Origin of the sequence: Bacillus sp. cl96, assembly GCF_900100505.1 — a bacterium.
Taxonomy (GTDB): Bacteria; Bacillota; Bacilli; order Bacillales; family Bacillaceae_G; genus Bacillus_A; species Bacillus_A cereus.
Map to the genome: position 1 here is coordinate 298,952 of NZ_FNDM01000005.1, position 18,311 is coordinate 317,262.

Sequence of the window (18,311 nt, forward strand, 5' to 3'; positions counted from 1 at the left end):
TTCTCTTAAATGATAAGAATTCTCACTCTTATATATAGATATTCTATATTTATTTTAAAAAATTCCTCTTGACCTAAACTTAAGTTTAGGCTGTATCCTTTCCATTGTAACCTACTATAACACTACTGGAGGAATTCAATATGAAAAAATATGCTTTTATAACAGGTGCAAATAAAGGAATTGGATATGAACTTGTTCGTCAATTAGCAGAAAAAGATTATCACGTATTTTTAGGTGCTCGTAATGAACAACTTGGACAACAAGCCGTAGAATCTTTAAATGTTTCAAACGTTTCCTATATTCAAGTAGATATTTCAAATTCACAATCCATTCAAGAAGCAATAAAGAAAATTTACGAAATGACTGACCACTTACATTTATTAATTAATAACGCAGGCATAGCGCTAGACTTCAATACACTACCTAGTGAATTAAATATTGAAACTTTACGCCAAGGATTTGAAGTTAATTTTTTTGGAACTTTCCAAATGATGCAAGCCTTTTTACCATTATTAAAGAATTCAAGCAACAGTAAAATCATAAATGTAACAACTGACATGGCCTCACTAACAATGTTTGCTAATGGTGAAACACATCCAATTAATACACTAGGATATAATTCTTCCAAAACAGCTATTAATGCTTTAACATTAGCTTTTAGTAAAGAATTTGCCACTAACGGTCCAGAAGTATTTGGGGTAACTCCTGGTTTTACAACTACGGATCTTAATGGAAATTCCCCTGGTGGCCATACAACCACTGAAAGTGCTAAAATTATTATTAAATATGCATTAAGTGAAACAAACTATAATGGTAAAATACTTAACAAAGATGGCATTATACCTTGGTAATAAAAGGATGAATGATATGTATTATACAATTGGGCAAGTCGCCAAAATGCAACATTTAACTATTTCTCAAATACGTTATTACGATAAACAAGGACTGTTTCCTTTTCTGCAAAGAAACGAAAAAGGAGATCGAGTTTTTGATGAAGAAGCACTGAAATATTTAGAAATGATTTTGTGTTTAAAAAACACCAGTATGCCAATTCAAAAAATAAAACAATTTATCGACTGGTCTATGGAAGGAGAATCTACCATCCTTCAAAGGTTAGCATTAATGAAACAACAGGAGACCAATGTCTTACAGCTCATGCAAGACACTGAAAAAAACTTAAAAAAGATACAACAAAAAATTGCTAAATATGAGAATGAAATAACTTCAGCAAATGCTATTAAAAAATAAAAAAATCACCTTCTACATATTGTAGAAGGTGATTTTTATTTTATGATGCTTGCTTTCCTTTATCTGCATCATCTACATACCAGATGAATTTGCCTGTATATCCGTAAATAACTGCTAAAATTAACGATACGAAGCTTAACCACATAAACGGAACGTATGAGAACGTTGCTACACCTAAAATACCAGCCATAAAAATACCATTATCAGACCATGGAACCATACCTGAAGTTAACGTTCCACCTACTTCTGAGTTACGCGCTAATACACGACGGTCTATTTTTAATTTATCATAGCTATCTTCCATAATTTTTGGTGTTAAAATTAGTGATACATACATCGCACACCCAAATATATTAGCTAAGAATGCCACGATTAATGTAGACAATGTTACATTACCTGCAGAATTTAATTTCTTCTCAAATTTTGATACGATTACTTTTAAAACACCTAGTTTTTCAAGTAATCCACCAAATCCTAAACCGAAAATAATAACGGCTACTGAGCCAAGCATGCCGTTAATTCCACCACGGTTTAATAACTTGTCAACAAACTCAACACCAGATTGAATTGAGAATCCGTTATAAGCTGTTCCAATCGCCTCTCCAAAGTTCATCCCTTGGAAAAGAGTTGCCCAAATTGCACCAATTAAAGCTCCCATTGCAATTGTTGGCATAGACGGTTTCTTCATCGCTAATAGAACGATAACAATGACCGCCGGAACAAGCATCCATATTTTAATATCAAATTGCTTTAATAAAGCTTCTTTTAAAAATTCTACTCGATTCAAATCTACATTATCGCCGCCATACATCCAACCAGCTACAGTAAACATAATACTAGTAATAATATAAGCCGGAACATCTAATACGAGCATAGCTCGAACGTGAGCAATAACATCTACTTTCGCCATAGAAGCTGCAAGAACTGTGCTATCAGAAAGTGGTGATAATTTATCGCCGAAATAAGCTCCTGAAAGAACTGCACCAGCAACAAGCGGAAGTGGTAAACCAAGTCCTTCACCAATTGCCATCATAGCAATACCTGCTGTTCCCACTGTTCCCCAAGACGTTCCTGTTGCGATAGAAGTTATAGAACAAATAATTAATGTTGCTAATAGGAATATGCTAGGGTGAATAAATTCTAATCCATAATAGATTAATGTTGGTACTACCCCACCAGCAATCCACGTTCCAATTAAAGCACCTACTGCAACTAAAATCAGTATTGCTTCTAATCCGTTAGAAATCCCTTTCGTAATTGCATCTTGCAATTCTTGATAACGAAATCCTAATCTTAATCCAAGCGCAATTACTAAAAACCATGAAATAAATAGCGCTAATTGAATTGGGAGATCAAAAATCGTTTGGAAGGAAAAGACAACAGCAAGAAATAGTAATAAAAGAACTATGATTTCTAGCATCGATGGTAATCTTACACTTTTCATTTTTTTCTCTCCTTACAAGTCGATAACATGACGTATGTCGTCTTACATGTATGTAATATACAATTAGCGAAGACAAAACAAAATTTTCATATTATTTCGATTTATTTTTCCAGTATAATATATTCACAACCCTTTCTATTGTAAAAGTAGATTACGTTTTTCGCAATGAAAAATATAAAAAATGTTGTATTTTTATTTATCCCGATATTTTCGGCCAATAAGACCTCCGCCTTAAAATTCAGTAAGTGCAAAGCACTTAGGTAAGAAATTAACTACTGTAAAATTCCGAATCGATATGAACATATTAAAGCTTCACTTTATTTACAAGGTACAATCCCATACTAACTTTTTTAATATTTGCTGCAACAAAACTTTTTACAACTATCTTAACTTTTTAATTCACACCATTATTTTCTACGCAAAAAATAGGGCACACATCCTTAAAATGATGTATGCCCTATCTTTATTTATACATATTTTGTATTTCTTCTTTATTTTTAAGTATTTCCTCAAACTTATCACTACAACCCTTCGGAAATAACACTCCCAGTCCATATGAATGCGCAAATTGAAAATGAGGGCACTTCGCTTTTACCTCATCCCAAAACTTATACACGCCGAAATCACCACTTCTAACTTCAATATCATGAAATAATACAATACCGTTTTTCGCGACTTTCGGTAGCCATGTATTATAATCGTGAGAAACAGCTTCATACGTATGATAGCCATCAATATGCAACAGATTTATCGTTTCATCTTGAAACCGGTCTACAGCATCATCAAAAGTAGATCGAATTAAATTTCCTATATTAAGGTAGTTATCGCTCACTACTTTTTCTACTATTTGAAAAACCCCTTCTCCATATGGACCTGTATGCCCTTCTCCAGCCCAAGTATCTACTGCAAAGCATTTAGTCGATAACCCTCCATCTTTTACTCCTTGACAAAAACTGAAGAAAGAAGCACCTAGATGTGTACCTAACTCAACTAAAGTTTCCGGTTTTTCAAATCGTACTAAGTCATATGCAAAATCTAAATGTCCACTCCACGCAGATTGTGACCGAATAATAGGACTAAATGTTTCAAATTCAAATGATGGTTTATGAGTAACCCAGTTCATCGCATAACTCCTTCTGCACATATTTTTAACAAACCAAATTACTCTTATCTTTATTTTTTTATTGCCATGATTATGATTCTATTTCATGAAAATATGAAGAATTTATTCTTTTCTATTGAGGTAAAGCATCATATACATATGGGTCAGTTGGCTTATTAATTTTCTCGATTTTGTTTACTTTTACAAGTGGAAAGACTGTTCCTTTATATGTCGTTTCATCTAATAATCCTGTTATTTTCACCCATGTTTCTTCTGGAATTTTTTCAACATTTTTCCCGGTAACAATCATCCCCCAGACTGATGCATCCGCAATACAACAAGTTATACCATATCGAGCCACTACTGCTTTATTACCCGTCACATCTTTATCCTTATATATAAACCCTAAGAATGTAATTTCTTTCCCTTTAAACCAATTGACATTTTGACCAATTACATTCATTGTTTGAACATAATCCTTATCCTTTACTTGTAGTTTACGCTGTCCTAACATACTTTTTACTACTTGCTCTTCCGTTTTATAAATCGTTGCTAAATTTGATGTTTCTTCTGGATCAACTGATACTTCTCGCCCATCAAACTTAACCTGTTTCCCCTCTTTTTCGTTCCTTTCTAGACTTCTCGACTGTACACTTTGATTCATACCCCTTTTTCCTGCTAAACTTCCATCAATTGTTACACTTCCAAAGAGAAAAGCACTAACTATCGGAACGACAAATAAAACATATACAAAGAAACTTTTTATCCCTGATTTTGATGTTGTATGATGTTTACAACAATTACAATCATGCTGTTTTTCTCTTCCATCTCTCCAAACTTGTACAATACCAAAAATTAAAATTACTACAAAAGCTATATACGTAAATTTGATCATTTTTGGAGCGATAAAATTATAAATATTCCCTGTTACAAGTAGTTTAAATAAGAGCATTGCTAAACCAATTAAAATAATGCCACGAATATAGCAATGATATGCCTTCTGCTCCTCTTTCCCCATTCTTTCTCACCTCCTATAACATTATGATTTGCAGGATGGTATACACAGATATAATGACAATTCCTATCAAAAAGAATACAAATCTCTTTTGAAAATATGCAAATAGCATTAACATATTTTTCATATCAAGCATAGGCCCAAACACAAGAAATGCGAGAAGTGCCTTTACCGAAAAAACATGTCCAAAAGATGCCGCTATAAAAGCATCGGCTGCAGAGCAAATTGATAAAACATAACCAAATCCCATCATAATAAAGGGGGCAATTACTTCGTTATGTGCTACTGCATCCAGTACATTCCGATCAAAAAACGTTTGAAATACACTTGCTAAAAAAGCACCAATCAATAAATACTTACCAGTATCAAAAAACTCATCTACAATATGATTCATAACATCTTTCCAACTCTTTTTATTGCTTGTTTGAACTGAAACCTCTACATCTTTTAAAACATTTCTTTCGCGATAGCAATAATACACAATTAGACCTATGAATAGAGCAACTAAAATTGTTATCCCAAAGCGTGCATATACAACGTAATCATTTTTTGGAAACGCATATACAGTAGATAAAAGAACAACTGGATTCATAATGGGTGCACTCAGTAAAATAACAATGCCTACATGAAGTGGTAACCCCTTTTGAATGAGCCTTCTTACAATTGGTATAATGACACATTCACACATTGGAAAAAGAACTCCCACAAATACTGCCGGAATCATTGCAACAATCGGAGATTTCGGCATTACTTTTTGAATCATATCTTCCGTCACAAACACTTGAATACATGAAGAAACAATGACCCCTAATAAAATAAAGGGTATTGCTTCAAAAATGATACTTAAAAATACTGTATTCACATTCAACCATTCCTGTGGCATATTTTTGTGCAAATTTGCTAGACTTGTAAAATCTACAAAAAATAATAAAAAGAGAAACATAGCGATAAGAGCTATGCCTACTAATTCTTTTGAAACTCTATTAAAGACCAAGCTTCTCGCCTCCATTTTATTTATATGTAAACATGTGCTTGTCCAAATGCTCCATACTACAGCACAAATTTTATAGTCTATTTCTATTCTTAAATCGTAATCATTATGATTTATTCTTGCTTTTTCTTTTCCCATCGTTTAACATAAAACGTAATCATTACGATTTAAAGGAGAGATCATTTCATGAAAAAAGTACCTATCACTGTATTAAGTGGTTTTTTAGGATCTGGAAAAACTACCTTACTACATCACATTTTGACTAATAAGAATAACTTAAAAGTAGCTGTCATCGTTAATGACATGAGCGAAGTAAACATTGATGCATCTCTTATAAAAAAGGGTGGTTTTTCACGTACGGAGGAAAAACTAGTAGAAATTCAAAATGGCTGTATTTGTTGTACACTACGAGAAGATTTAATGATAGAAGTGAATCGTCTTGTTGAAAATGGTGATATTGACTATATTATTATTGAATCTTCTGGTATAAGTGAGCCTATTCCAGTTGCTCAAACATTTACTTATACAGACGAAGTTCTTAACATTGATTTAACAAAAAATTGTCGCCTCGATACGATGGTTACAGTTGTAGATGCAAATAGGTTTTGGGATGATTTTGCAGACGGAGAAAGTTTATTAGACCGAAAACAAGCAATCGATGAGAATGATACCCGGGAAGTTATTGATTTATTAATAGATCAAATTGAGTTTGCAAACGTAATTATTCTTAATAAAATAGATTTGCTAGAAAAAGAAGATGTGATAGAGCTTCATCATTTACTAAAAAAATTAAATCCTAATGCAAAAATTCTTGAAGCTTCGTTTAGCAAAGTACCATTACAAGAAATTTTAAACACAAATCTATTTAATTATGAAGAAGCTAGTCAATCGGCCGGCTGGATACAAGAATTAAATAGTGAACATCATACACCGGAAACGGAAGAATACAGTATCAATTCCTTTGTTTACCGCCGCAAATATCCTTTCCATCCCGAGCGCCTTATGAATTGGCTAGAAAAATGGCCTTTAGATGTTGTAAGAGCGAAAGGATTCTTCTGGCTGGCATCTCGTAATAATATGATAGGGCTTCTATCTCAAGCAGGTTCCTCTATTACAATTCAAGGAGCCGGTGAATGGATAGCCGCATTACCTGAAACTGAAAGAAATCAAATGATTGCAGAAGAACCAGAAGTATTAAAAAACTGGGACGAGCGATATGGAGATCGAATAACTGAGCTCGTATTTATCGGTATTGATATGAATCGTTCTGTGATTGAACAATCATTAGATGATTGTCTATTAACAGAAAAGGAAATGGGACAAAAGTGGAATACATTTATTGATCCTATTCCGGCTTTTACTTATACTTCATAATAATTAATAAAAGGCTTCAGTAGAATGAAGCCTTTTTACTTTATAGCACTCTTATTTAATAGGTTTGCTTTAATTATAAATACAATTGTACCTAAAACAATTAATATAACATATACGATACCAACTACATCCCCTATTTTTTCTAAGCCAAGCGGTAATATTATAGTAGCAACTCCAACTATATAAGAAAATGCTCCTGAAAGCTTCGCTAATTTATTTTTATCTCCAACAAACGTTTCTTCTGGATATCCTGCTAACAAAAACAACCTCTTTTTCACATGTATTTGATACCCTAAAAAAATGATAAGTAACCCAACAAATAAACAAACTAAAAATCCAGCTAACATATACTCCCCCTCCTCTACAATATTTTACTATACATAAAAAAAATAAAATTAGAAATTTCAGTTTATTAACGAGTTATTCTGTGATATATTGCATATTGTATTCAATTTATATTTTTAGAAAGGAGAATTTTAAATCATATGGATTCAAATCGATTAAAAGGAATTATAATGGTCATAATCGGTGCTTGTTTATGGGGCTTGTCTGGTACAGCTGCACAACAGCTTTTTCAATATGACAATGTTTCAACCGAATGGTTAGTTACGATCCGTTTACTTATATCTGGAATTATTTTGCTCATTATTTCCTCATTCGGAACGAGAAAAAAAGAGATATTTGGCATTTGGAAACAAAAATCTGATGCTATTAAAATGATTTTGTTTGGTCTATTCGGTATGCTTGCTGTACAGTATACGTATTTCGCTTCAATTAAAGAAGGAAATGCTGCCGTGGCAACATTATTACAATATTTAGCTCCTATATTCATCACTGTATACTTACTTTTCAAATGGAACGTTCGTCCATCAAAAATTGATTTCATTTCAATTACCCTTTCATTAGTAGGCACTTTTCTCTTACTAACAAACGGGTCTGTTCATAACTTGGCTGTTTCTACACCAGCTATTATTTGGGGTATTTTATCTGGATTATCTCTCGCTTTTTATAGTTTATATTCAAAGGAATTGTTAGAAAAGTGGTCTTCCTCCGTTATCGTTGGATGGGGCATGATTATTGGGGGTATTGGTGTAACGATTGTACACTTTATTTCTACAAACGAATTCATTTTATTATCAACTATGAAATATGTAAAACTAAGTACCCTACCGCTCATCACATTTGTCGTCATTTTCGGGACACTTATTGCCTTTTATTTATACTTAGACAGCATACGATACCTGACTCCGAAAGAAACAACATTATTTGGTTGCACAGAACCACTCGCAGCTATTATTTCTTCTGTACTTATATTGCACGTGCCATTTCAATCTTTTCAGTTATTAGGCGCTTTTTGTGTCATTGTAATGGTGCTCATCTTAAGCCAAAAACCGGATGAAGGGAAACAAAAATTAAAGCTTGTTCATGCAAAAAAGGAAAATATACAATGAAAGGATTGAATTCACTATGCCTGTCCCTCAAAATTATAAAAAACCAGGAAGAATTTCAGCAAAATCACTCGTTTTAAATCAACTACAAACTTGGATTATTGAAGGTGTACTGAAGCCCAATGAAAAAATTAATGATGGGGAATTGGCTGAGGCACTAGGAGTAAGCAGAACACCTGTAAGGGAAGCACTTCAAATATTAGAGCTTTCTGGATTAGTGGAAATGGTACCAGGGCAAAAAACGAAAATTGCTCCTATTAAGTTAGACGACGTATCTATCATTTATGAAACGATGGCTGGTCTTCACTCTATTATAGGAAAGCAAGCTCTTCAAAACATTACAGACGCTGATATTCAACTACTTTCTGAAATAAATGATCATTTTCAGCACTCTATAGAGAAAAAAAACGCAAAACAAGCTTTAAAATTAGATATACAATTCCACAATACAATTTCTTCTATTGCTAAAAACCAATATATTGAACCCTTTCTAGAAAATATGCAACTTCACGTTTTACGTCTTGAATATTTGTTTTTCCAAAACTTTGTTCCAGCAAGTCAATCTATTGAAGAACATCACTCTATCATTCAAGCATTGCAGAAGCAGGACGAAAAACAAATGGAACAAATAATGATTCAAAACTGGCTCCGTCCCATGAAAGAAATACAAAAAATAATTTCTACGAAATAAAAAGAGAGCTGGTTACACAAAATCGTAACCAGCTCTCCTTTGACTAATCTATATAGCTATGCCTGAACATTTGCATAATCTTCCATATCTTCGTACTCTTTTTCCAATTCCTCTAAAGACAGCTCGTATAATTGTCGGTCGCGAATCTTAAACACACCTGCTCCAATTAACTCATCAATTAAATGCCTCTTACGATTTTCAACAGCAAAACGGAGTTGACTACTCATCTTTTAAAAAACTCCTTTCTACGATCATTGAAAATGATAATCTTTATCAATTACCACTTTTGATTATAAAAGATGACTCTTTATAAGTAAAGTAATTTCATGAAATATTTACCTTGCAAAGTATTTGTGGCCACATTATATATATGTATGCCGTGCGAAAAATGTTATGACACTTTTTCTTATCCTTTTTCTTTCATACTTTGCAAGTTGTCTCATCATGATTAAATTCACCATCTATTTCTACTTGAATGGTGACATGTTCTACATGAAATTTCTCCTTTAATACATACGTAGCCTCTTTTAATACACTTTGCGTTTCATTCCCTTTAATAATAAGATGACATGTTAATACTTGAAAATCTGATGTGACAGACCATATGTGCAAATCATGAACTTCTTTGACAATCGGAATATTTAATAACGTACTTTTTACCTCTTCAACATTTATGTGCTGTGGTGCACCTTCCATTAATATATGAACCGTATCACGTGTTACACGCCATCCACTAATAATGACTAAAATAGACACAAAAATACTAGCAATCGCATCTGCAGCAATCCATCCGAAAAATTTAATAAGTAACGCAGCAATAATCGCTCCAACTGATCCTAATAGATCACCTAATACGTGTAAGAAAGCACTTCTTAAATTCAAATTGCCCTTCACATCTCCGCCTCGCATTAATATCCAAGCTGATAAAATATTAATAAGTAGACCAAGTACAGCAATAATGAGCATCCCATTACTAGCAATCTCAACTGGCTCTTTAAAACGGCGAATTGCTTCAATAAAAATGTATACTGAAATGACAATAAGAACGACACCGTTACATAATGCCGCTAACATTTCGACTCGCTTATATCCATATGTTTTTGCAGTTGTTGCTGTTTTTTCTCCAAGCTTAAACGCAAGTAAACTTAGCGCTAACGATACCGCATCACTTAGCATATGCCCCGCGTCAGATAGTAGTGCTAAGCTATTTGTTACAAATCCACCAACAACTTCTGCAATCATAAAACTTGTTGTTAGTAGGAAGGCAATTAGTAATGCCTTTTTATTTTTTGAATGACCATGATCATGCGAATGTCCCATACTTATACTCCTTTAAGTACAATATCTGTATGTTAGTATGAAACAAACTCCCCATCTTTATCCCGAATCGACTGATTGTAAACGCCCGCTTCCTCTGTATACACACTTCGCTATTTTTTAGACAATCCCTTTTTCTCAAATAAAACAAGACTACTTCTTTTTTATTTTCATATTGTTTACTAATGAAAGAATTTTAAGGAGGTTACTTAAATGAAACGTTTATTTCTCTGTATGGAACGTGAACTTGTTGTAGTGAAAGAACAATATGATAACTATGAAACGACTTACCACTTACAAAATATGCAACCTACCTGTATCGCTGTTGATCCGTTCCACCCAAACCGTGTATATTGCGGAACATTTGGACGAGGTCTATGGTTAAGTGACGATAGCGGGGATTCATGGAGACCAATTGGAGATTCTTATCGTTACTTTGATTTCCCTAAAGAAGATGGTATTTTACACTCCTCTATCACTTCCATAACAATAAGCTCAAATGAACAAGTGAACGGATATGGGGTCGTTTATGTCGGCACAGAACCGAGCGCTTTATTTCGCTCTGAAAATGGTGGTGAAACGTGGACTGAACTTAAAAATATGAAATCATTATTATCTTCTTATACGTGGGCTTTCCCGCCTAGACCTTTTACCCATCACGTACGCTGGATTACAGTTGATCCAAACAACCCTAATACAATACACGTTTCAATCGAAGCTGGTGCTGTTATTCAAAGTAATGATAAAGGGCATACATGGATTGATAAAAAATTCGGTGCTCCTATCGATGCTCATCAATTACTTATGCACCCTGAAGCACCAAATCGTCTTTATGCATCATGTGGTGACGGATTTATGGGCGGACCTGATCGTGCTTATCTTGAAAGTTATAACAATGGAAACAGCTGGATCTCACGCAGTGAAGGACTTGAACATCATTATTTATACAGCATGGCAATTGATCCAGCTGATTGCAATACGATTCTCGTTTCAGCTGCACCGAGTGCTGATCTGGCTCATCACCGTATCCCTTATGAATCTTATATTTATCGAAAAACGAAAGATACTCCGTTCCAGCAAGTACAACAAGGACTACCATCTGCAATCGGTACAGTCATTTCGATGTTTGCGACAAACAAGGCTGAACCACATACGTTTTACACGTTAAATAACAATGGCGTCTTTCAATCCAATGATAGCGGCGAATCGTGGGAACAACTAAACATTCCGTGGAAAGATGAATATAAAACGCAGCATCCGCATGCACTACTCGTCACTAGTTCTTAACGAAAAAAGACTGCCTAAATGATTTTAGGCAGTCTCTCTTTTATTTCTTTAAATCAATGACAATATCATCTAACACAATATCTTTACTCTTCGCTTCTTTTTTCGGCACTTCTATTTTCTTCTCTTTCCCATTCACATACTCTACTCCACCATGATTTTCAGGTGTATGTACTCGCAAGTGCACACTAGGTGTAACGATAAGCTTTGTTGCATTTTCGTTTAGTTTTTGGAAGGTGGCACTCCAATGGATATTGTAAGGATCGTTGCCACTTCCCCCATTTCCTTCACCCGAATAAATATTCCCTAAATCATCCTTAACCGTCAATTCAACATCTACACTATCCCATTCTTTCCTCGCGCCCTTAGAAACCTCTTGATTGTAATAAAGAATAAATGAAACTGGCGATATTGCGACCTTTTCCATATTTGCTTTTATACCTTCTTTTTCCGAACTCCCACCAATTGTTCTCTCTTTACTATCCACTGATTTTACAGTTAAGGCGAAATTCCAATTACCTTGTATTGATTTTTTCCTATCTGGCATCTCTATTCTCTCTATATTCCATCTAAAGTTTACTTTGTCCTTTTTATTGCTATCATGATGCGTCGTTGTTACCATACCTACATACTTTTTTTCATTAACTTTAGTCATTTTACCACTGCCTGAACTACCATGAGCGTCCATTATATCCAATCCCCCTAATATGATAGGATCCTCCCCTAAGTCCTGCTCACTTTCCAGTGAATACGTTATAGATAATGTTCTGCCATCAGAAATTACATCATTAATTGTAACCTTAACTCCACTACTCTCTCTCGTCATATTCAACTCAGTCGAAAATTCTTTATAATTTTCATATAACCCTGTTCTACCATTATCTAAAAATCGGAATATGTCCCCTACAATTGGCAATCCCCCCGCATATGTAGGAAATCCGATACCGAGTGTTGCAACTGATAATCCTACTAAAATAGATGCAGCAGCCACACCTTTTTTCCAACTTTTCATCTTTTTCTTCGTACGTATCGATTGTTTTACATTTCGTTTTACTTTTTCCTTTTCAATTTCAGAAGCCTCAATTTCTTCTAGTTCTTTTTCGTCTATATCAATATCATTTAATAGTTCATAAATGTCTTTCATATTGCACTACCTCCAAAACTAATATTCGTAGCATTTTGTTGTAGTTTCTTTTTCCCCCGGTACACTCGATTATCGATTGCTGCCCGGGTTAATCCTAACTTGTCACCTATTTCTTCTGTCTTCATACCGAGTAAATATTTCATAATGAACACTTTTTGATCTAGCGGTTCTAATTGATTAATAAGCATTAATAATTCTTCTCTATCTTCCATAACAATTAATTCGTCTTCTGCTGATTTTTCTGTACTGATATGAAACTCATCTGAAATGATTTCTACCGTTTTAGTCGATTTCCGGTAATAATCAATTGCTTTAAACTTTGCAATAGCTGCAATCCACTTTTTAAAATCACTCGGCTCTCCATGAAATTTATTTGCGTTATTCCAAATGGAAAGAAATATATCGTTTATACATTCCTCTATGAGTCCATCATTTTGAATTGGAAGTAGAACTTTATGCGTGATCCCCTTTATGAGTGGTAAGTATGTATCGACAACAAATTCTAACGCGTCTTCTTTTTGCCGCTGTAATCTTTTTATAAAATTTTTCTCATTTGATTTCATGTAGCGATTCCCCTTATTGTTTTGTAAAAGCTTTTACACCCTATATAACGTCTGAGAAAATTTTTTCTCTCATCTTTTTATTTTTTGGAATACTTTCCCTTAGCCATTGTCTCACATAACTATGCGTTCAAAGAAAATTTTCTCAAGTCTGTAATTTAATTCATGTAGTACACTATTTATATAGTCACTTTTTAACTTAGTGTACATTTTATTTCGTTAATCTACTATTTTAATTTAGGAGATGAGATGTGTATGTGTGGAATTACAGGTTGGGTAGATTGGAAGGAAGACCTTTCAAATCAACATGTTATTTTAAAAAAGATGGCAAATAGTATTGAGCATCGTGGTCCAGATGCTGAAGGATTTTGGTTTTCACCTCATGCGGCCTTTGCACACCGGCGTTTAATTGTAATTGATCCAGAAGGCGGGACACAGCCGAAGACATTCCGTGCTGGTGATTATACGTATGCTCTTACTTATAATGGAGAAATTTATAATTTCCGTGAACTTAAAGAGCAGCTTCAAAAATGTGGGCATGCATTTGAAACCCATTCAGATACAGAAGTATTACTACATGCTTATTTAGAATGGAAAGAAGACTGCGTACAACATTTAAACGGAATTTTCGCTTTCGCCTTATGGGATGATCAGAAGCAACAATTATTTTTAGCGCGTGATCATTTAGGTGTAAAACCACTCTTTTACACAGAAAGAAATGACAGCATTATTTTCGGATCTGAAATAAAAGCATTATTAGCGCATCCATCTGTTCCTGCTGAAATTGATGCGGGTGGAATAAATGAAATATTTGGATTAGGCTTATTTCGCACTCCAGGATGTGGCGTCTTTAAACATATTCAAGAAGTACGTGCTGGACATTTTATAACGTTTACACGTCATAAAAAAGTAGTTACGAAGTATTGGAATTTAGAAAGTAAGTTCCATACAGACTCTATAGAAGATACATCTTCGCATATTTTATCTATTTTACAAGATACAGTAAAAAGACAATTAATCGCCGATGTTCCTCTCGTTTGTATGTTATCAGGCGGATTAGACTCTAGCGGTATTACTGCACTTGCGGGTAAAGAATTTGCTGCTGAAAATAAAACACTTCATACGTATTCTGTTGACTTTGTAAATAGCGCAAAAGATTTCGAACTGACATTTGCTCGCACTGGTTTAGACGCTCCTTGGGTAAAACGCGTTTCTGAACATGTAGGGACAGCACATCATGATATTATTGTGAATGCTGAAGAATTAGCAAATCACTTATTCGTTCCCCTTCATGCGAAAGATTTACCGAGTGCTGGTGAAATGGAAACTTCACTATATTTACTATTTTGCGAAATGAAAAAAGATGCGACCGTAGCTTTATCCGGTGAATCGGCTGATGAAGTATTCGGTGGATACCCTTGGTTTCATCAAGAAGAATTACTATATGTAGATAAGTTTCCTTGGCTAACAAATTGGAAAAATACATCCCCTCTTCTACTAAATGAAGTAAGTAACCAATGTAATCTAGAAAACTATATTGATACACGATTCCAAGAAGCGATACTTGAAGTACCTACTCTTGAAGGGGAAAGTAAAAAATCCGCGAAACAACGCCAAATGTTTTATTTATTTTTAACAAGATTCCTTCCTTTCTTACTTGACCGTAAAGATCGTATGAGTATGGCTGTTGGATTTGAAGTTCGTGTACCGTTTTGCGATTATAGATTAGTTGAATATTTATGGAATGTTCCTTTCAACATAAAAAGTATTGATAATATTGAAAAAGGCATTTTACGTAGAGCACTACAACCAGCTTTACCTGACGATGTACGTAATAGAAGAAAAAGCGCTTATCCAACTTCACAAGATCCACACTACTTACAAACAATCCGTAATTTAACACTTGATATGTGTAGTAATAAAAACAATCCTATTTTCTCACTTATTAACCATTCCATCTTACTTTCAATTGCTGATCAAAGTAATAAAGAGATTAACAATTTTGAGGCAAGAAGTGCCATGGAGTATATGCTACAAGTAAATGAATGGTTAAAAACATATCATATTCATATTGCTTAACAAAAAGGAGTTCAAGGATAAAAGCCTTGAACTCCTTTTATATTAATTAGCACATTGTTTATTATCAGTATCAATAGACCACCCAATAATCGTGGCACAATCTCTACCTTTCCACTGCAGTACATTTGTTAATACTGGCTCAATCTGCAAGCTATTCCCGTCATGTAATATTTCTACTAAAGATTGATCATCATCAAACCTTCGTTTATCACACTCTAAAATACCGTCCGTTGCCATTACAATGTGATTCATTCCTTTTTCTAATCCTCTTACACCTGACGTAAAGCAAGGTGTATTTGCTGCAAAAATATTTTTCCTGCCAATATATTCGTAATTTTTCCGTTTATTTAATCGTCCTTTTCCATTTTTCGTTTTCTCAGAATGGAATAAATACGCGAAACAATCACCAACTGATAACCAATATAAAAATTCGCCTTTTCGTAAACAAATTAAGCAAGCGAGTTCCTCATCATCTTGATCACACTTTTTAATAAATAACTCATCTGTAAATAACGCTAATAAGTACATATGTGTATGATGAAAAGCTAAATGTATTGGATATGAGAATAACTCTTTTAGTTTTTCTTTTCTTTCCGAAATCGCTTCTATTATATAATCTATATTTTTTGTTTTGTGATGTGTATCAAAAATCATAACAAATTCAAAGTGTAATTCAGGATCCCACCAAGCCAGCACCGCATCTCCTCGTTCATACGCATCACTCTCTTGATTTCCCCCATATACGCCGACTGAAAGAGGACCACATTTTTCAACATGTATTTCATCTACATACATCTGTTCATGACTAATCCATTTGAATGTATTCACAGCTATCATCCTCTCTCTTGCTAAATGTATACCTTTACACATAGATTACCTTATATTTCAATAAAAATAAACTTTTTCAACATTTTTTATCCAAATAAAAGGGTTTTATTTCTAAAACGACGAATATATCTTACTATACGATATAAAAAGGGGATTTATTATTATGAACAACATTAATCAACATTGGGAGAGCATTTATTATCACTTACGATACGAATACGAGGACAATCTTTCCCACCAAGCAATTCGTATTTTACAAATCGTTTCTCGTGAGAAAGATATAACAATTGGAAATGTCGCTACTGAGCTTAGTCTTTCTCATAACACAGCATCTGAACATATAAAACGCCTTATTCAAAAGGGTTTCATCGTTAAAGAGAGAAATAAAAAAGATGAAAGAGTGGTAAACCTTACATTAACAATTGAAGGAATTGAAGTATTAGAAAAACATATTTTACTAGATAAAGAAAAGATAAAAATATTAGAATCACAGTTATCAACAGAAGAACAACAATTAATTGAAAAAGCATTTTCCTTATTAGCGAAGGAGGCAAAATATGCATTTCCTCGTTAAAATAATCGTTTCGGCACTTATTATCGGCGTTATCACTGAAGTCGCTAAACATTACAGTACGATAGGTGGCTTTATTGCTGCCCTTCCTCTCGTGAGTTTACTTAGTTTATTTTGGATTTCATTCGAAGGCGGAAATAAACAAGAATTGAGTCAATTTGCTTTAGGGGTATTATATGGATTCCCCGCATCAGCACTACTATTATTTATTGTCTATATTGGTTTAAAAAATTCATTTACACTTAGTACATCTGTCCTACTTGGTATAGGTGTTTGGTGTATCGTTTTTGCTTGTCAAAAATTATTTCAAGCTTAGGAGGAATTAACATTCATAAATTTGTAGAAATAATGGGGCAAAATATAGAAGTACATATAAAAGGAGATGGTAAACAAACTGTAGTCATTCAAACCGGAATGACTTGCTCATTTTATGATTGGTTTCCTATTATAGAAAAGCTTTCAGAGCACTTTACAGTTGTTTCATACCATCGCCCAGGTTACGGAAAAAGTGATTTAGGCAATCAGCCGCGTACAATAAGGCAAGTTACAAAAGAGCTACATATGTTACTAAACAAACTAGCTATTCAAGAACCATTTATTCTAATCGGTCATTCCTATGGAGGATTATGTGCACAACATTTTGCGATGTTACATGAAGATAAGCTGCAAGCACTTATTTTAGTTGATTCTACTTCGATGAACTTACACCGTTTAGATGAACTTCATTTACCAATTTCTGATCAAACTGATTCTGATGATGTTTGGTTTCAAAAATATAATATGTATTCAAAAATGGATGTAGACATACTTTATAACGAACTAAAACCTATTCTCACCGATCAATCAAAACAGCAAATTGAATTCTCTACCTCGCCTTCATTATATAAAGCGACAGCTTCTGAACTATCGGAGTGGAAAAACTGTGCTCTCTCACTAAAAGAGCTATGTAAAACATTAGAAATACCATTAATCGTTATCGGTAGAGATCCTCAATATTCTATTACTCAATTGACTAATGGTGGCATGCCAAAAGAGGAAGCAACACAACTTGAAGCAATGTGGCAAGAACTAATTCACGAACAATTACACCTCTCAACTAACAGCCAATATATTCTTGCCGAACATGCTAGTCACGGTATAGAAAATGATCGACCAGATATTATTATTGAGGCGATTCATTTCTTACAAATAAAAAAAGGAAGCAACTAAAGCTGC

Annotated in this window: 20 protein-coding genes; 10 read left to right on the forward strand and 10 right to left on the reverse strand. The window is 34.0% G+C overall.

Annotated elements, in window-relative coordinates; all coding sequences use genetic code 11:
• Nucleotides 1-140 precede the first annotated feature (140 nt).
• Nucleotides 141-851 carry an SDR family NAD(P)-dependent oxidoreductase gene (locus BLT20_RS14060; protein WP_000759544.1) on the forward strand — a complete coding sequence of 237 codons (711 nt, stop codon included), beginning with the start codon at nt 141-143 and terminating at the stop codon, nt 849-851.
• 16 nt (nt 852-867) lie between these two features.
• A complete protein-coding gene (locus BLT20_RS14065) occupies nt 868-1,248 on the forward strand; it encodes a MerR family transcriptional regulator (protein ID WP_000291863.1) in 381 nt (126 codons plus the stop codon).
• 40 nt (nt 1,249-1,288) lie between these two features.
• Here the strand turns inward: BLT20_RS14065 and nhaC are convergent, their stop codons facing one another.
• The 4 genes from nhaC to BLT20_RS14085 form a co-directional block, all read right to left on the reverse strand.
• Nucleotides 1,289-2,692 carry a Na+/H+ antiporter NhaC gene (gene nhaC / locus BLT20_RS14070; RefSeq protein ID WP_000843992.1) on the reverse strand — a complete coding sequence of 468 codons (1,404 nt, stop codon included), beginning with the start codon at nt 2,690-2,692 and terminating at the stop codon, nt 1,289-1,291.
• A gap of 463 nt (nt 2,693-3,155) precedes the next feature.
• Nucleotides 3,156-3,815 carry a class I SAM-dependent methyltransferase gene (locus BLT20_RS14075; RefSeq protein ID WP_073340039.1) on the reverse strand — a complete coding sequence of 220 codons (660 nt, stop codon included), beginning with the start codon at nt 3,813-3,815 and terminating at the stop codon, nt 3,156-3,158.
• A 112-nt stretch (nt 3,816-3,927) separates the two neighbouring features.
• Entirely contained in the window at nt 3,928-4,812 is an 885-nt protein-coding gene (locus BLT20_RS14080) for a TIGR03943 family putative permease subunit (RefSeq protein ID WP_000513978.1), read from the reverse strand.
• Between the two features lie 13 nt (nt 4,813-4,825).
• On the reverse strand, nt 4,826-5,818 hold the full coding sequence (locus BLT20_RS14085; protein ID WP_172794687.1) for a permease: 993 nt from the start codon (nt 5,816-5,818) through the stop codon (nt 4,826-4,828).
• A gap of 168 nt (nt 5,819-5,986) precedes the next feature.
• Between BLT20_RS14085 and BLT20_RS14090 the strand changes: the two genes are divergently transcribed.
• Nucleotides 5,987-7,174 carry a GTP-binding protein gene (locus BLT20_RS14090; protein ID WP_000757668.1) on the forward strand — a complete coding sequence of 396 codons (1,188 nt, stop codon included), beginning with the start codon at nt 5,987-5,989 and terminating at the stop codon, nt 7,172-7,174.
• 35 nt (nt 7,175-7,209) lie between these two features.
• On the opposite strand, the gene BLT20_RS14095 is transcribed toward BLT20_RS14090, so the two are convergent.
• Nucleotides 7,210-7,521: a DUF3784 domain-containing protein gene (locus tag BLT20_RS14095; RefSeq protein WP_000879369.1), complete on the reverse strand. Its 312-nt coding sequence runs from the start codon at nt 7,519-7,521 to the stop codon at nt 7,210-7,212.
• Between the two features lie 138 nt (nt 7,522-7,659).
• Here BLT20_RS14095 and BLT20_RS14100 point away from each other — a divergent pair, with 138 nt between their 5' ends.
• Together BLT20_RS14100 and BLT20_RS14105 are read left to right on the forward strand one after the other, a co-directional pair.
• Complete coding sequence (locus BLT20_RS14100) at nt 7,660-8,625, forward strand: DMT family transporter (protein WP_000378080.1); 966 nt, start codon at nt 7,660-7,662, stop codon at nt 8,623-8,625.
• Between the two features lie 16 nt (nt 8,626-8,641).
• A complete protein-coding gene (locus BLT20_RS14105) occupies nt 8,642-9,313 on the forward strand; it encodes a GntR family transcriptional regulator (RefSeq protein ID WP_001145063.1) in 672 nt (223 codons plus the stop codon).
• Between the two features lie 56 nt (nt 9,314-9,369).
• Here the strand turns inward: BLT20_RS14105 and fbpA are convergent, their stop codons facing one another.
• Both fbpA and BLT20_RS14115 read right to left on the reverse strand, forming a co-directional pair.
• Nucleotides 9,370-9,540 carry a Fur-regulated basic protein FbpA gene (gene fbpA / locus BLT20_RS14110; RefSeq protein ID WP_000098303.1) on the reverse strand — a complete coding sequence of 57 codons (171 nt, stop codon included), beginning with the start codon at nt 9,538-9,540 and terminating at the stop codon, nt 9,370-9,372.
• 193 nt (nt 9,541-9,733) lie between these two features.
• Nucleotides 9,734-10,633 (reverse strand): cation diffusion facilitator family transporter, encoded by a 900-nt coding sequence (locus BLT20_RS14115; RefSeq protein WP_000510032.1) that lies wholly within the window; start codon nt 10,631-10,633, stop codon nt 9,734-9,736.
• A gap of 210 nt (nt 10,634-10,843) precedes the next feature.
• Between BLT20_RS14115 and BLT20_RS14120 the strand changes: the two genes are divergently transcribed.
• Nucleotides 10,844-11,917, forward strand: coding sequence for a WD40/YVTN/BNR-like repeat-containing protein (locus BLT20_RS14120; RefSeq protein ID WP_000825319.1), 1,074 nt, complete (start codon nt 10,844-10,846; stop codon nt 11,915-11,917).
• A gap of 40 nt (nt 11,918-11,957) precedes the next feature.
• Here BLT20_RS14120 and BLT20_RS14125 read toward each other — a convergent pair whose 3' ends face one another.
• A complete protein-coding gene (locus BLT20_RS14125; protein ID WP_000653133.1) occupies nt 11,958-13,058 on the reverse strand; it encodes a DUF4179 domain-containing protein in 1,101 nt (366 codons plus the stop codon).
• A complete protein-coding gene (locus BLT20_RS14130) occupies nt 13,055-13,621 on the reverse strand; it encodes a sigma-70 family RNA polymerase sigma factor (RefSeq protein ID WP_000840009.1) in 567 nt (188 codons plus the stop codon). Before BLT20_RS14130 ends, BLT20_RS14125 begins: the two co-directional genes overlap by 4 nt.
• A gap of 252 nt (nt 13,622-13,873) precedes the next feature.
• Between BLT20_RS14130 and asnB the strand changes: the two genes are divergently transcribed.
• Entirely contained in the window at nt 13,874-15,697 is a 1,824-nt protein-coding gene (gene asnB, locus BLT20_RS14135; protein ID WP_000333927.1) for an asparagine synthase (glutamine-hydrolyzing), read from the forward strand.
• Between the two features lie 42 nt (nt 15,698-15,739).
• Here asnB and BLT20_RS14140 read toward each other — a convergent pair whose 3' ends face one another.
• Nucleotides 15,740-16,567 (reverse strand): PP2C family serine/threonine-protein phosphatase, encoded by an 828-nt coding sequence (locus BLT20_RS14140; RefSeq protein ID WP_002023784.1) that lies wholly within the window; start codon nt 16,565-16,567, stop codon nt 15,740-15,742.
• Between the two features lie 121 nt (nt 16,568-16,688).
• On the opposite strand from BLT20_RS14140, the gene BLT20_RS14145 reads away from it, so the two are divergent.
• Genes BLT20_RS14145 through BLT20_RS14155 form a run of 3 tightly spaced genes read left to right on the forward strand, consistent with a single transcriptional unit; the run spans nt 16,689 to nt 18,305 of the window.
• The gene (locus BLT20_RS14145) at nt 16,689-17,099 is read left to right on the forward strand and encodes a MarR family winged helix-turn-helix transcriptional regulator (protein WP_001059789.1); all 411 of its coding nucleotides are present in this window, start codon (nt 16,689-16,691) and stop codon (nt 17,097-17,099) included.
• Nucleotides 17,083-17,412 (forward strand): DUF3147 family protein, encoded by a 330-nt coding sequence (locus BLT20_RS14150; protein WP_000545608.1) that lies wholly within the window; start codon nt 17,083-17,085, stop codon nt 17,410-17,412. Before BLT20_RS14145 ends, BLT20_RS14150 begins: the two co-directional genes overlap by 17 nt.
• On the forward strand, nt 17,373-18,305 hold the full coding sequence (locus BLT20_RS14155) for an alpha/beta fold hydrolase (RefSeq protein WP_060852253.1): 933 nt from the start codon (nt 17,373-17,375) through the stop codon (nt 18,303-18,305). The genes BLT20_RS14150 and BLT20_RS14155 overlap by 40 nt, the downstream gene beginning before the upstream one ends.
• Nucleotides 18,306-18,311 lie beyond the last annotated feature (6 nt).